Origin of the sequence: Streptomyces akebiae, assembly GCF_019599145.1 — a bacterium.
In the GTDB taxonomy this organism is placed as follows: Bacteria; Actinomycetota; Actinomycetes; order Streptomycetales; family Streptomycetaceae; genus Streptomyces; species Streptomyces akebiae.
The window spans coordinates 2,710,873-2,725,871 of the sequence record NZ_CP080647.1; the positions used below are offsets into that span (position 1 = coordinate 2,710,873).

Annotated in this window: 10 protein-coding genes; 1 reads left to right on the forward strand and 9 read right to left on the reverse strand. The window is 70.3% G+C overall.

Annotated elements, in window-relative coordinates; all coding sequences use genetic code 11:
• Positions 1-10: 10 nt before the first annotated feature.
• From K1J60_RS11680 to K1J60_RS11690, 3 genes are all read right to left on the reverse strand, one after another.
• A complete protein-coding gene (locus K1J60_RS11680) occupies positions 11-1,603 on the reverse strand; it encodes a solute symporter family protein (RefSeq protein WP_220646170.1) in 1,593 nt (530 codons plus the stop codon).
• Positions 1,600-2,139, reverse strand: coding sequence for a DUF485 domain-containing protein (locus K1J60_RS11685; protein WP_220646171.1), 540 nt, complete (start codon positions 2,137-2,139; stop codon positions 1,600-1,602). The genes K1J60_RS11680 and K1J60_RS11685 overlap by 4 nt, the downstream gene beginning before the upstream one ends.
• A 200-nt stretch (positions 2,140-2,339) precedes the next feature.
• Positions 2,340-4,463, reverse strand: coding sequence for a DNA gyrase/topoisomerase IV subunit B (locus K1J60_RS11690; protein ID WP_220646172.1), 2,124 nt, complete (start codon positions 4,461-4,463; stop codon positions 2,340-2,342).
• 478 nt (positions 4,464-4,941) lie between these two features.
• Here K1J60_RS11690 and K1J60_RS11695 point away from each other — a divergent pair, with 478 nt between their 5' ends.
• Positions 4,942-5,172 (forward strand): DUF7455 domain-containing protein, encoded by a 231-nt coding sequence (locus K1J60_RS11695; protein ID WP_220646173.1) that lies wholly within the window; start codon positions 4,942-4,944, stop codon positions 5,170-5,172.
• A gap of 143 nt (positions 5,173-5,315) precedes the next feature.
• Here the strand turns inward: K1J60_RS11695 and K1J60_RS11700 are convergent, their stop codons facing one another.
• From K1J60_RS11700 to K1J60_RS11725, 6 genes are all read right to left on the reverse strand, one after another.
• Positions 5,316-6,131, reverse strand: a complete 816-nt coding sequence (locus K1J60_RS11700) for a S1 family peptidase (RefSeq protein ID WP_220646174.1) — start codon at positions 6,129-6,131, stop codon at positions 5,316-5,318.
• Between the two features lie 144 nt (positions 6,132-6,275).
• Complete coding sequence (locus K1J60_RS11705) at positions 6,276-7,820, reverse strand: RNA polymerase sigma factor (RefSeq protein ID WP_220646175.1); 1,545 nt, start codon at positions 7,818-7,820, stop codon at positions 6,276-6,278.
• Between the two features lie 595 nt (positions 7,821-8,415).
• Positions 8,416-9,303, reverse strand: coding sequence for a FadR/GntR family transcriptional regulator (locus K1J60_RS11710; RefSeq protein WP_220646176.1), 888 nt, complete (start codon positions 9,301-9,303; stop codon positions 8,416-8,418).
• 182 nt (positions 9,304-9,485) lie between these two features.
• Positions 9,486-11,519, reverse strand: a complete 2,034-nt coding sequence (locus K1J60_RS11715) for an ABC transporter ATP-binding protein (protein WP_220646177.1) — start codon at positions 11,517-11,519, stop codon at positions 9,486-9,488.
• A 104-nt stretch (positions 11,520-11,623) separates the two neighbouring features.
• Positions 11,624-12,382, reverse strand: a complete 759-nt coding sequence (locus tag K1J60_RS11720) for an NUDIX hydrolase (RefSeq protein ID WP_220646178.1) — start codon at positions 12,380-12,382, stop codon at positions 11,624-11,626.
• A 150-nt stretch (positions 12,383-12,532) separates the two neighbouring features.
• Positions 12,533-14,746 (reverse strand): glycogen debranching N-terminal domain-containing protein, encoded by a 2,214-nt coding sequence (locus K1J60_RS11725; RefSeq protein ID WP_259407684.1) that lies wholly within the window; start codon positions 14,744-14,746, stop codon positions 12,533-12,535.
• Between the last annotated feature and the right edge of the window lie 253 nt (positions 14,747-14,999).

Consider the following 14,999-nt stretch of genomic DNA (forward strand, 5'->3'; position numbering starts at 1 on the left):
TCCGAAGCGCTCACACCGCCCCCGCTCCCGTGAGCGACCGCACCTCGGTCTCCGCGTGCTTCGCCTCGTCCGGCGGCTCGGCCGAGGTGACCGTGCCCAGCCAGCCGGCGAGGAAGCCCAGCGGGATGGAGACGAGGCCGGGGTTCTGCAACGGGAAGTACTGGAAGTCGACGTCGGGGAACAGCGAGTCGGCACTCCCCGAGACCACCGGCGACAGCAGCACGAGGACCACGGAAGGGACCAGTCCGCCGTACACGGACCACACCGCCCCACTGGTGGTGAACCGTCGCCAGAACAGCGAGTACAGCAGGACGGGCAGGTTGGCGGAGGCGGCGACCGCGAAGGCGAGGCCGACCAGGAAAGCCACGTTGAGGTCCTTGGCCAGCAGCCCGAGCGCGATAGCGACGACGCCGATACCGACGGCGGCCGTACGCGCCACCGCGACTTCACTGTGCGGCTTCGACCGCCTGCGCCGCAGCGACGCGTACAGGTCATGGGCCACGGACGCCGACGACGCGAGGGTGATTCCGGCGACGACCGCGAGGATCGTGGCGAACGCGATGGCCGCGACGATCGCGAACAGAACCGTTCCGCCCGTGGAGTCGGCGCCGCCGCCCAGGTCCAGGGCCAGTAGCGGCACCGCGGTGTTCCCTGCCGCGTTGGAGCCCCGTACGGCCTCCGGGCCGACGATGGCGGCCGCGCCGAAACCCAGCACGATCGTCATCAGGTAGAAGCCGCCGATGAGACCGATCGACCAGACGACCGAACGGCGTGCGGCCCGTGCCGTGGGCACGGTGTAGAAGCGCGAGAGGATGTGCGGGAGTCCGGCCGTCCCCAGCACCAGGGCGAGCCCGAGGCTGATGAAGTCGAACCGCGCGATCCAGTCCTCGCCGTACCTCAGTCCGGGCGCGAGGAACGCGTCGCCATGTCCGCTGCGTTCGGCCGCCGTCCGCAGCAGCTGGTCGAAGTCGCCGTGGAACCGCACCAGGACGAGCACGGTCAGTGCGATCGCCCCGCCCATCAGCAGGACCGCTTTCACGATCTGGATCCAGGTGGTGGCCCGCATCCCTCCCAACGACACATAGACGACCATGAGCGCGCCGACCCCGATGACCGTCCAGGTCTGCGCCCCCTCGCCCTCTCCTCCCAGCAGCAGGGCGACGAGGGTGCCCGCTCCGACCATCTGCGCCACCAGATACAGAACGGACACCGTCACAGAGGAAGTTCCCGCCGCGATCCGCACCGGCCGTTCGCTCATCCGCGACGCCACGACGTCGGCGAGGGTGAACCGCCCGCAGTTGCGCACCAGTTCGGCCACCAGGAACAGCACCACGAGCCAGGCGACCAGGAAGCCCACGGAGTAGAGCAGGCCGTCGTACCCGAAGAGCGCGATGAGCCCGGAGATGCCGAGGAAGGAGGCGGCGGACATGTAGTCGCCCGCGATGGCAAAACCATTCTCCATCGGCGAGAACAACCGGCCGCCCGCGTAGAACTCCTCGGCGGAGCCGTGCCGACTGCGGCTCACCCACGTCGTGATGCCCAACGTGACCGCCACGAACGCGCTGAACAAGACCAGCGCCAGCGTCTGATGATCGACGGTCACCGCGCGCCCCCTCTGACGCCACGCGTCAACTCCTGGGTGTCCCAGCGCAGATCGAGCGCCGCCCGGTCCCGCCGCAGCCTGGCGTGCCGCGCGTACGCCCAGGTGAACAGGAACGTCGTGAGGAACTGCCCGAGCCCCGCCAGCATGGCGACGTTCACCGCGCCCGCCACCGGCCGCGCCATCAGCCCCGGGGCAGTCGTCGCCGTCACGACGTAGGCCAGGTACCAGCTGAAGAAGACGGCGACACCCGGGATCACGAACCTGCGGTAACGACTGCGGACCTCCTGGAAGGCCGCGCTCCGCTGGACCTCCAGATAGACGTCCGCCGCGCCCTCGCTCCGGCTCTCCCGCGCATCGACCGCGGCCTGGGCCGGTCCGCCGGTGCCGTCCAACTCCCCCCAGCCGGAGGCCAGCGCGTCGTACCAGGGATCGTCGAACCGCACGTCCGCGCTGGCGAGGCCGTGCCCCTCGTGCTGCTCAACCGGGCTCTCAGAACCACCCCCGCGTCGGCGGGGACGGCCGGTTCTTGACTGCATGCCCAAGCATGGACAGAACGGGAAGACCCCTGACGTACCTCTTCACGATTGTTCACCCCATCAGGTGAAACCCCGGCCAGCCTCCCGCACTTGCGGCAGAAGAGACCCACCGGGTCCACGTACAGGCCACGCGTCCGGGAGAAGCGCGCCCACCGCCCACCCGCCGGGCCGAGGGCACCCGCCTCGGCCCGGCGCAGCGGCTACGCGTCGATGCGCGACCGGTCCAGCGTGGCCGCGGAGCTGGAGATGAACTCCTTGCGCGGTGCGACGTCGTTCCCCATCAGCAGGTCGAAGACCTGCTCCGCCGCCTCCAGGTCCGAGAGGTTGATCCGCCGCAGCGTGCGGTGCCGCGGGTCCATCGTCGTCTCCGCCAGCTGATCGGCGTCCATCTCGCCGAGGCCCTTGTAGCGCTGGATGGAGTCCTTGTACCGGACGCCCTTGCTCTGGAACTCCAGCAGCTTGTCGCGCAGCTCACGGTCCGAGTACGTGTAGACGTACTTGTCCTGCCCCTTCTTGGGCTGGACAAGCTCGATCCGGTGCAGCGGGGGGACCGCCGCGAAGACGCGTCCGGCCTCGACCATCGGCCGCATGTACCGCTGGAAGAGCGTCAACAGCAGACACCGGATGTGCGACCCGTCCACATCGGCGTCGGTCATCATGATGATCTTGCCGTACCGGGCCGCGTCGATGTCGAAGGTGCGCCCCGAGCCCGCCCCTATGACCTGGATGATCGCGCCGCACTCGGCGTTCTTGAGCATGTCGGTCACGGACGACTTCTGGACGTTGAGGATCTTGCCCCGGATCGGCAGCAGCGCCTGGAACTCGGAGTTCCGGGCGAGCTTCGCCGTACCGAGCGCCGAGTCCCCCTCGACGATGAAGAGCTCGCTGCGTTCCACGTCGTCGCTGCGGCAGTCGGCGAGCTTGGCCGGCAGCGAGGACGACTCCAGCGCCGTCTTACGACGCTGCGCGTCCTTGTGCTGACGTGCGGCGATACGCGTACGAGCGGCGGCGACGGCCTTCTCCATGACGACCCGCGCCTGGGCGGCCGCGTCCCGCTTGGTGGAGGTCAGGAACGCCTTGAGCTCCTTGGCGACCACCTGCGTCACGATGCGCCGGGCCGCCGAGGTGCCGAGGACCTCCTTGGTCTGGCCCTCGAACTGCGGCTCGGCGAGCCGTACGGTGACGACGGCGGTGAGGCCTTCGAGGGCGTCGTCCTTGACGATGTCGTCCTCGGCCACGCGCAGCATCTTCTTGGTGCGCAGCACCTCGTTCATCGTGGTGGCCACGGCCTGTTCGAAGCCCGCGACATGGGTGCCGCCCTTGGGGGTGGCGATGATGTTCACGAACGACTTGAGGGTCGTGTCGTAGCCGGTGCCCCAGCGCATGGCGACATCCACGCCGAGCTCGCGGGTGACCTGGGTGGGCGTCATCTGGCCGTGCTCGTCCAGGACGGGCACGGTCTCCCTGAAGGTGCCCTGTCCGGAGAAGCGGAGGACGTCGCAGACCGGCTTGTCGGAGGCCAGGTACTCGCAGAACTCGCTGATGCCGCCGTCGAAGCGGAACGACTCCTCGCCCTTGCTCCCGCCCTCACCGAGGCCCAGCTCGTCCCGGACGACGATCGTGAGACCGGGCACGAGGAAGGCGGTCTGGCGGGCGCGCTGGTGCAGGTTCTCCAGGGAGAGCTTGGCGTCCTTGAGGAAGATCTGGCGGTCGGCCCAGTAGCGCACGCGCGTGCCGGTGCGCGTCTTCGGAATCCGCTTGCCCTTGCGCAGGCCGCCGGTCGCCTCGAACTTGGCGTCCGGACCGTTGCCCGCGAAGGCGCCGGGCACGCCGCGCCGGAAGCTGATGGCGTGGGTGGCGCCGTTGCGGTCGACCTCGACGTCCAGGCGGGCGGAGAGCGCGTTCACCACGGAGGCGCCCACGCCGTGCAGACCGCCGGAGGCCGCGTACGAGCCGCCGCCGAACTTTCCGCCGGCGTGCAGCTTGGTCATGACGACCTCGACGCCGGACAGACCGGTCTTGGGTTCGACGTCGACCGGGATGCCGCGGCCGTTGTCCCGCACCTCCACGGAGGCGTCGTCGTGGAGGATCACCTCGATGTGGTCGCAGTAGCCCCCGAGGGCCTCGTCCACGGAGTTGTCGATGATCTCCCATAGGCAGTGCATCAGGCCTCGACTGTCGGTCGAGCCGATGTACATGCCGGGGCGCTTCCGCACGGCCTCGAGCCCCTCGAGGACGAGCAGGTGCCGCGCGGTGTAGTTGGAACCGTCCCGGTCTGCTCCGGTCAGCAGCGCTGTGGACGGCACGGACGTATCGGCGGTCACGCGGTTCGCTCCTCGCTGAATTTCAAGTGAGGCCCATTTGGGTAAGGGGCCGGGCTCTGTTGCCGGTCCGAGGGTACCGAGGCCTGGTAGAGCCGTTGTAACGCCACCCTCGTCCGAAACTCAGAGTAGTCCAGAGTCGCATACACGTTCGATCCCTCGATGGGGTGAAGTACATATCACGTTCCCTTCGAGGCATGAACCATTTAGGCTCCGGGCACGTCCTCATGAACAACCGGCAACCCAGCCGGGAGGACCGTACAACCGAAAGAACAACCACCAGAACCACCGAAGAACCACCGATAGACAGCGCGAACCCGTACGACACGAAGACACGCACTACGGCTCATTCGCCGCCAACCGGCAGCAGACAGCCGGCCCGGAAAGATTTTTTCGAGTTAAAGCCGCGAGCGGGAACGTTTTCGGCCTGGTTGGATGTTGACCCTGGTACGACAGCTCGTCGAGCTAGAGAAGAGGCGACGTGACTACTGTTCTGACCCCCGCGACCCCGCTGACGGCCGCTGACCGATGCGACCGCTGCGGCGCCCAGGCCTATCTGCGCGTCGTCCTGCTGAGCGGTGGAGAGCTGCTGTTCTGCGCCCACCACGGCCGCAAGTTCGAGCCGGAGCTCAAGAAGATCGCCGCGGAGATACAGGACGAGACGGAGCGGCTCACGGCCGTTCCCGCGACTCCAGAAGAGGACGAGCGCTGACGCTTCGCACCTGACGACGAGCCGCCACCGGCTCAAGGCCGGTGACCGGGCGGCCACTCCCGTACCCACGGGGTGGCCGCCCGCTCTCGTCCCGCACCCCACTCACCAAGGGCGCGCGGCCGCGTACGGCGCTCAGCGCCGTCTCAGCGGCTCTCCGCCAGCACCCGGGCCACGTACGAGCCCCTGGTGTAGACGCCGGGATTCCCGGCGAGCCCACAGCCGCTGCCCCACGACACGAGGCCGATCAGCTTGCCCCGGGCGACCAGCGGTCCTCCGCTGTCCCCCTGGCACGCGTCCCGGCCGCCCTTCTGCTCCCCGGCGCACACCATGGAGCCGGACTGGTACCGGCCTTCCGCGCTGCCCGGATAGGCCCGCTCGCAGACGGCGTCGGCCAGTACCTCCACCGAGGCGGCCCGCAGGCCCTGTGTGTAGTCCCCGGCGCCAGTGGTGTCCCCCCAGCCGTAGACCGCGGCCGGCGTGCTCGGCGCGTACGCCGCGTCCCCGGCGCCCGCCAGTCCGATGACGGAGCTCTCGGGCAGCGGTGTGGCGAGGGTCACCACGGCGAAGTCCCCCGCGTTCGTATAGGGGTCGTACTCGGGGTTGACCCAGGCGCCGCTCACCGGGATCTCCTCTCCCTCGGTCGACTGCAGCTCGGCGCGGCCGGCGATGACCCGGAGATCGGGGACGCGTTCCGGCGGACCTCCCAGCACGCCCTCACTGAGGCAGTGGGCGGCCGTCAGCACCGTCGTGGGGCCGATCACGACACCGCCGCAGAACTGCCCGGCCCGGGTACCCCCGAACCGGTCACGACTGGACAGCGCCACCGTCCAGGGCGCCTGGGAGATCTCGACCGGATGACCGCCGATGACGACCTCGGCCGTCGCCGACGGCGGTGAGACCAGCGGTATGACGGCCGTGGTGGCCGCGACGGCCAGCAGTCGGGCGAACGATCGACGCATGCGCGCTCCTCACTCCGGGTCTTGGATGGCACACCCAGAGTGATCCACGGGATCGGCTTTCGCATGCCGCACACACGCCGAAGGCCCGGCTCCTTCGAGGGAACCGGGCCTTCGGACCGACCACACGCGCCGGTGGTGTGCTGCCTAGTCCAGGTAGTCGCGCAGAACCTGCGAGCGCGACGGGTGACGCAGCTTGGACATCGTCTTGGACTCGATCTGGCGGATGCGCTCACGCGTGACGCCGTACACCTTGCCGATCTCGTCGAGGGTCTTCGGCTGACCGTCGGTGAGACCGAAACGCATGGAGACGACGCCTGCCTCGCGCTCGGAGAGCGTGTCGAGAACGGAGTGCAGCTGCTCCTGCAGGAGCGTGAAGCTGACCGCGTCGGCCGGGACGACGGCCTCGGAGTCCTCGATGAGGTCACCGAACTCGCTGTCGCCGTCCTCGCCCAGCGGCGTGTGCAGGGAGATGGGCTCGCGGCCGTACTTCTGGACCTCGATGACCTTCTCGGGGGTCATGTCGAGTTCCTTGGCCAGTTCCTCCGGGGTGGGCTCGCGGCCCAGGTCCTGGAGCATCTGACGCTGCACACGCGCCAGCTTGTTGATGACCTCGACCATGTGCACCGGGATACGGATGGTGCGGGCCTGGTCGGCCATGGCGCGGGTGATCGCCTGCCGGATCCACCAGGTGGCGTAGGTGGAGAACTTGTAGCCCTTGGTGTAGTCGAACTTCTCGACCGCGCGGATCAGACCGAGGTTGCCTTCCTGGATCAGGTCCAGGAAGAGCATGCCGCGGCCGGTGTAGCGCTTGGCCAGGGAGACCACCAGACGGAGGTTGGCCTCCAGGAGGTGGTTCTTGGCCCGGCGGCCGTCCTCGGCAATGATCTCCAGCTCACGCTTGAGCTTGGGGGCAAGCTTGTCCGCGTTGGCCAGCTTGTCCTCGGCGAACAGACCGGCCTCGATGCGCTTGGCGAGCTCGACCTCCTGCTCGGCGTTGAGCAGGGGGACCTTGCCGATCTGCTTGAGGTAGTCCTTGACCGGGTCGGCGGTGGCACCGGCGGCCGCGACCTGCTGGGCGGGCGCGTCGTCCTCGTCCTCGTCGGACAGGACGAAGCCGGCGCTCTCGGTGCCCTCGGGCTCCTCGCCCGGCTTGCCGCCCGGGGTCTCCTCGAGGACCTCTTCGTCGATCAGCTCGACGTCGTCCTTCTTGCCGGTCGTCTTCTTGGCCGCCGTCTTCTTGGCGGCGACGGTCTTCTTGGCGGGGGCCGCCTTCTTGGCGACCGCCTTCTTGGCGGCGGCCTTCTTGGCGGGTGCGGCGTCCTCGGCGGAGGCGTCGGCCGCGGGCACCGCGGGGGCGGCTGTGGCGGTGGCCTTCTTGGTGGTCACCGTCTTCGCCGCGACCGTCTTGGTGGCGGTGCGCTTGGCCGGACTCTTCGCTGCGACGCTCTTTCGGGTGCGCTTGGGCTCCGCGGCACTGACCATCAGCGTCACACCCTCTTCCTCGAGGATCTGGTTGAGGCTGCGCAGTACGTTCTTCCACTGAGTGGCCGGAATCTGGTCAGCTTCGAAGGCCCGACGCACATCGTCGCCGGCGATCTGCCCCTCAGCCTTTCCCCGCTCAATGAGCGCCATGACAGAGACGGACTCGGCGATCTCCGGCGGGAGCGTACGGGATGTGCTGGCCGACACGAACAACCTCTCGGAACGTTGGAAAACGGCTTCCGGCCCCGTCCACTGCGGACAGGAGCCGACCACCGGCTTGGGAGTGGGCCGACGGTGCGGGCGGGGGCCGGGAAGAGGCACAGCGCCGTGAACGGCGTCCGTATTCCCTCCGCGGCTGTCACCTCTTAGGTCATCGCACTGCTCCCACGAGCGTTACGCCCAATCTGCGTGGCCCGAGTCACACCCCGTAAGCACTCAAAAACGGTCAGACACTGCCAGAGGTGATCGACCAAGGCCACAACTGCTTCCGTCCGGACGAGTACCCGAACGATTTCCGAATGAACTCCTCGATATGGATCACCGTCCTCGTGGGATCCGGGGTCCCCTCCCGCGTACCCGCGCCCGCCGGGACAACCCCTCCCGGCGGGCCCATCGCACCGGCCGGGACGAGCCGAGGCGTCCCGGCACGAGGATCACTCCACCGCTCCGGCGTCGTGCCGCCGGACCCCGCCGAATCCCAGGAGGATCCGATGGGGCCCGGCGGCACTGATCCGCCGGTCGAGCGACGCCACGGAAGGGCCCGCACCCCGGCCGCACCGCCCTTGTCCCGCTCCGAGCGCCCTCAGTGCTCGCGCGGCGCGGGCACCACACGTTCCACCTCGGGGTGGACGGTGAGCAGTTGACGCATGGCCGCCTCGGCCGCCCCTCCGTCGCCCGCGGCGAGGGCGTCGACGATCCGGGCGTGATGACCCAGCGCCGACTCGGTCGGCCGGTCACATCCGGTGACCGGTCCGCCGGAGACCTGGAGGGCCGCGGAGACGATTCCGGAGAGGTGCTCCAGCATGCGGTTGCCCGCGAGCTGGATGAGCAGCGAGTGGAACTCGGCGTCCGCCCGCGAGAAGGTCAGCGGGTCACCCTGGGCCATGGCGTGGCCCATGAGCTCGACCATGTCGCCGAGACGCTGCTGGACGTCGTCGCGGCCGTGTCCGGCGGCGAGGCGAGCGGCGAGCGGCTCGATCGTCCAGCGCAGTTCATTGAGCTCGCGCCGCTGGTCGTCACGCTGCGGGCCGAAGGCCCGCCACTCGATGATGTCCGGGTCGAGCAGGTTCCAGTCACTGACGGGACGGACGCGCGTGCCGACGTTCGGCCGGGCGCTGACCAGGCCCTTGGCCTCCAGGACACGCAGGGATTCACGGACGACGGTGCGGGAGACCTCGAACCGCTGGCCGATCTCCTCGGGCACGAGCGGGCGATCCGCGCCCAGGTCCCCGGAAACGATCATCTGGCCGAGCTGCTGGACGAGTTGGCCGTGCAGTCCGCGTCCGCGGCTCCCGGCGGCGCGTCGGCCCACGCGCCCCAGCTCGGGCTCCGCGCCGTCCCAGGCGGGGAGGCCTACGCGGTCGACACCGGAGTGCTCGGCGTAGGGGTAGCGGTCGAGTTCGCCCGGTCCTGCGAGGCCGGAGTCGGCGGAGCGGGCGGCGGTCATCATGGTGTGCGCAAGGGTACTCACGCATCCTTTGTCGGCTGCGTTCTCAACTCCCTTGAGGTCTTTGGTGAAAAGCACACGAAAGGGTGATCGCTCACCCCGTCGCAATTGACGCCTTATCGGAAAGAAATGGGCGTTCTAAGAGGAGTTGCGCGCATTGCGTCGACGGAAGAGCACGGACGGTGAGCACGAAAGGATGACGACGATCATCCGCGGACCCGACCGCGCAGGTTCGTGAGCAGGTAGGCCCCCAGCAGCGCGGTCAGCGACAACAGCAGCGCCCCGCCCACGGGTTGGATGATCGCCCGCGCCACCGCTTCCAGATAGCGCTCTCCCCCGAACGGCCACTGCACCAGCACGAGCTCGCGCAGCCGCATCGGAAACCCGATCGCACTGCGCACGGACGATCCCTCCAGCAGCTTCTGCACCAGGGGTACGACGAGGAGGGGCACGGCGACCACGGCGGCGAGCCCTGCGGACGTGGACCGGAAGACCCCCGCCGCGAGCACCCCTGCCCAGGCGCACCCCACGACGAGCCCGACCCAACTCGCCCCGAGCGGCAGCCAGTCAGCCGGGACGGAGATGAGTTCCGGCCCGTAGACGAGGTAGAGCACTTCGAGGTCGCAGCCCACGGCGAGGATCGCCAGGAGCAGCGCGGTGGCCGCCGCGACTAGGAGCTTCGCGACGAGCAGTCCCAGCCGACGGGGCACGGTGCCACGGTCCGCGGCCAGCGCGGGGTGGCGGAACTCGTCGCCGAACGCGAAGGCCCCGAGCAACCCCGCGCCGATGGCGGCGGGCGGCAACGGCAGCTCCCGCGGCCACGCGGCCAGCAGTCGCGGCTGCGGGGTGTGCCCGATCCTGGCCAGGGCCACCGCCATGAGGGCGGACGTGACGAGCACGGCCGCGGCGGTGACATACGCGGTGCCGACGCCGCCAGCCCGCCGCAACTCGTACCGCAACGGACGCAACGGGCTCGGCGCCGACCGCACGGTAATGGGCGGCGGGAGCGCCGGCAGTGCCGGCGAAGGCGGCAGCGGGCCCGCTTCCGACGGGCGATCCTGGGGCGGCGCCGCGAGAGCGGCATCGGTCGCGAGAGCGGCATCGGTCGCGAGAGCGGCATCGGTCGCGAGAGCGGCATCGGTCGCAAGAGCGGCATCGGTCGCAAGAGCGGCATCGGTCGCAAGAGCGGCATCGGTCGCGAGAGCGGTTCGGGGCTCGGTCACGGTCACGAACGCGCTCCCCTTAGGCCCCTCGGCGGCCGTCCAGTGCGCCTCAAGCGGCCCCTGGGCCTCATGGAGCGAGTCGGGCGCGCCCTCGGCACACACCGGATCGTTCTCCACCGCCACCGGCGGCATCTGCGACATGGGCCCCATGTCACCGATCTCGTCCGCGAGTTGGTGCACGAGGATGCCGTGCCGGAACGCGACCTCACCGATCTCCGCACACGTACTGCCGTACACCGACAGCCGATTTCCTCCCTCCGGCACGATCTCCACGGAACGCCGTGCGGTCCGGGCCTCCTTGGTGAGCAGCGCCTCGAGCCGGGCGGCGTACGGGGTACGGACGGCCACCCTGGGCCGCAGCCGGGTCCGGGAGAAGTCGGCGACCTCCTGGTCGGCGACGAGCCTGCCCTGTTCGAGAGTGAGGACCCGGTCGGCGGTCCGCGCGGCCTCCTTGGGGTCGCCGGTGGTGAACAGGACCGTGCCGCCCTGATCGGCGTGCGCCCGCATGATCCCGTGCAGCCACCTGCCTTCACGAACGGCCAGCCCGTGAGCCGGCTCGTCCAGCACGAGGGTGTGCGGGTCGGACAGCAGCGCACAGGCCAGACCGAGGCGGCGGTCCATGCCCCGCGAGAGCGTGCGCAGCCGCGCATCGCACAGGCTGACCAGGCCCACGACCTCCAGGACTTCGTCGGCCCGCCGCGTGGGCAGCCCCGCGGCCGCGCACAGCATGCGCAGATGGCCTCGGACGGTGCGGGCCGGGTGGCCGGGCACGTCACCGAGAAGCACGCCGACCTCGCGCGAGGGGTGGGCGATGCGGTGCAGGGGGCGCCCTCTGAAGTAGGCAACGCCACGGCCCGGTTGAAGTTCGAGCATGAGTTTCAGCGCTGTCGACTTGCCCGCTCCGGGGGCCCCGAGGAGTGCGGTGACGTGACCGGAGTGCGCCTCGAAGGACACATCGTCGACGGCAAGCGGAAACTCCTTGCGAGGATTGCTGGTCAATCCGATGGCCTGGATCACCCTAGGCAAGATAGCGCGGTATGTCCGTTTTTTCGGGCACCTTGAGGCTCACCGCACGGCCAAGGCAGCCGAACGCGGCGGAGAGGGCTCCGGCCGCGTGCGCGTCAGACCTCCGGGCGCAGCATCGGCGGGTTGAGGAGGGTGGCGCCGCCGGCGCGGAAGAGCTGGGCGGGACGGCCGCCCTGCCGCGTGGTGGTGCCACCGGTGGGCACCAGGAAGCCCGGCGTGCCCGTCACCTTGCGATGGAAGTTGCGTGGATCGAGGGCCACCCCCCACACAGCCTCGTAGACACGCCGCAGCTCGCCGACCGTGAACTCCGGCGGACAGAAGGCCGTGGCCAGCGAGGAGTACTCGATCTTGGAACGGGCACGCTCCACCCCGTCCGCGAGGATCTGCGCGTGATCGAAGGCCAACGGCGCCATCGGCTCGCCGTCACGCGCGTAACCACCCTGCTCCAGCAGTTCCTCGACGGGTGCCCAGCGCGCGCTGTGGGCGTCTCCGCCCGGCCGGGGCGCGGGCAGGTCCGGGGCGAGGGCGAGATGGGCGACGCTGACAACCCTCATCCTCGGGTCGCGCTTCGGGTCACCGTAGGTCGCCAACTGCTCCAGGTGCGCGCCGTTGTCCTGCGCGGGCTCGGACGGTTCATGAGCGGTGAGCCCGGTCTCCTCCGCCAGCTCCCTCGCCGCTGCCTGCGACAGATCCTCGTCCGGCCGGACGAAGCCACCGGGCAACGCCCATCGCCCCTGGAACGGCTGTTCGCCCCGTCGTACCGTCAGTGCGCAGAGCGCATGACGACGGACGGTCAGCACGACCAGGTCCACGGTCACAGCGAAGGGCGGATAGTCCGACGGGTCGTAGGGCATGCCGCGATCATAGTCGTCTGCCTGACGATAAACACTCCCTTCGTGGTCGCTTCCCCACTTGATCCACTTCTGCCCGACACCGGACCCACGGCACGGCCGCCGACCCCGTGCACCAGGCATCGCCTGCCGTTCCCTCGCACGTCACGGTGGTCACACTCCCAGCTGCAACCCGTCGGCCGCCTCCTCGACCATCGCGAGCCCCAGCCTGCTGACACGTACGGCGAACGGAGCGCCCGCGACGCGCAGTCCCGTCATACCGATCTCTCCCAGCGGCGCACTGCGAACCGGCCGCAGGGTCACCGTCCGGGCGGGGGCGTCGGGACGGATTCCGACAAGGGTGGTGAGCAGCAGCACCCCCGCGGCCGCCGCCGTCGCGGCCGGTCTGCAGGACGCGGGGTGGGGCAGCGGGGCACTTCCCGCCGTCCGCTGCTCACCCGCGTACATCTCTGGCAGCCGACGGTCGAAGTTCTCCGCCGCCGCCAGCACCCCCCGCAGAAGCGCGCCTGCCTCCTTCTCGTACCCGGCTGCCGCCAGCCCCGCGACCGCGATCGCCGTCTCCTGCACACGCACGGCGCCGCTGCGATGGCCGAAGGGGTTGTATCCGGCTTCCTTCGCGCCCAGGCTCCGCAATCCCCACCCCGAGTCCATGGCCGGCCCTCCGAGCAGCCGCGCCAGTTGTTCGGTCCGTACCTTGTCGAGAAGCCCCGGGGCCTGCTCCCCGGCACCGAGCAGCCCGGTGTCCAAGAGGTGTGCGGTACCGGCTCCCAGATGCGGCACGACCCGCCCGTCCGGGGTACGGGCGGCCGCCGGTCTGCCACCGCCCCGTTCCTCGACCCAGAAGTCCATCGCGAACCGGGCCCGCAGTTCTCTCGCCCAGTCCCGTAGCTCGTCCCCGCTCGGTCGGCCGTACGCATCGAGGAGATCCGCGCCCAGCAGCGCGGCCCGGTGAGCGTGCGCCTGGGTCTCGCAACGCAGCGGACCTCCTGGGCGCGGGTCGGGCAGATAGGCGCCGCTTCCGACAGCGCCCCGAAGCCATCGCAGGCAGCGCTCAGCCGCGGGCAGCAGTTCCTCGGTCTCCTGCTCGGGCAGTCCCCATCTCCTGGCCTCCGCGAGGAGCACGGGGAACAGGAGGGTCGCCTCGGTGCCGGTGCAGACCGGCGGCAGATGAGGGCCCGCGTCCCGCCGCGGACCCGGGATCATGCCGGACTGTGCTTCCCGGCCCACGAGTTGGGTGCGGGCGAGGATGCGCAAGGTGCCCGCGGCGAGGCGGGTGCCGAGTGGCAGGGTCATCCGGGCCGCGACCAGTGCGTCGGCCGGGGCCATGCCGCAGCGCCAGGGCGCGCCCGCCGCGAGATGGGTGTCGGACGGATTCCTCGGGTCACGCAGCAACAGTGCTTCGAGGTCCTCGAGGCAGGTGTGCAGGAAGGGCTGCACCGTCGGGTCGTCGCCCGCCGCCCCGGCCTGGGAGAGGGGGCTCGTGGCCCCCCGCCCCACCGGCCTGATGGGGCCCGCGCCGTCCGGTCGTACCCGCAGCTCCACGCTCCGGGTGCCGCCGGGCGGCAGCTCCAACTCCCAGCGCAGCAGCCCCGCGGAGGCCAGGGCGTCAGTGGGCGGCGGATGCGCCGTCACCGTGGAGTGCCCATGCGCACTGGACCACCGAAGGCCGGAGTCGTGCACACTCGCCGGCAGTTCCGCGCCGGCGCTGCCGGAGGCGACGGCGCCCAGCTCCGCGAGATCCGTTCCCAGGGACACCTCGAGGGGGAGGCGCAGTGGGCGGCGGGCCGTGCTGTGCAGGGTGATCCGCTCGGTACCGTCGGCATACCGTGTGCGCTCGACCATGACGTCCGGGTCCGGCCCGGCCTCGGCGGACATGCGCAGCGTCGCCATGAAGCGGGCTCGGTCGGCCGAGACCATCCGCGCCTGCACGGCGAGCGGTTCCCGTCCGGCCACCCTCACCTGGCAGCGGGAGAGCATGCGCCGTCCGGAGCGGTAGAAGCCCTCCAGTCCCCGGCCGTTCAGTTGGCCTTGCTCCGTCGAGATCGCAAGGCCCGGCAGGGCGACACAGATCAGCGTCGTGTGGGCCGGTGGCAGCTCCGCTGGGCGGCGGGGGACAGGGGACGACGCCTGCCGGGGCGAAGGGCTTCCGGTGACCGTGTGCGGCAGCCCGGGCGGGCCGCCCGCACCGGGCACTGCGCCCACCGGGCCGCTGCGGCCCGGTGGGCGTGAGCCCGTGACGCGGGGCACCGGACCGCGGACGTCCGTGGGTGGAGCGCCGCTTCCCTCCTCACGGGCCCGGGCGGAGGGCGGGACCGGCCTGAGGAAGGACGGGACTTTGTCGGCATCGGACATGGAGGGCAGGGGCATGGAGTGGCTTCTTCTGTCTTCGGCGCGCGTGGGGTGCGCTCGGCACCAGGTGGGGAGCCGGAGAGGGACGGGGTGCGACGGTGGCGAGGCCAGGCCACGGGTACCGCCACTCAGGTGAACGGAGCGGCTCCGCTCCGGGTCACGCCCCTGCCCCGGGAAGCCGAGCGACCAGAGGTTCGGCGAGGTGCCTGGGACGGCGCTGAGGGGGAACAGCGCGCTCAGGTGCGCCACGATCCATGACAGCGCCTCCCTC

Bases quoted from the DNA above. Each gene is read 5' to 3' on its own strand.
- K1J60_RS11685 (WP_220646171.1), bottom strand. From the start codon at position 2,139: ATGCAGTCAAGAACCGGCCGTCCCCGCCGACGCGGGGGTGGTTCTGAG.
- K1J60_RS11700 (WP_220646174.1), bottom strand. From the start codon at position 6,131: ATGCGTCGATCGTTCGCCCGACTGCTGGCCGTCGCGGCCACCACGGCC.
- K1J60_RS11720 (WP_220646178.1), bottom strand. From the start codon at position 12,382: ATGCCCTACGACCCGTCGGACTATCCGCCCTTCGCTGTGACCGTGGAC.
- K1J60_RS11725 (WP_259407684.1), bottom strand. From the start codon at position 14,746: ATGCCCCTGCCCTCCATGTCCGATGCCGACAAAGTCCCGTCCTTCCTC.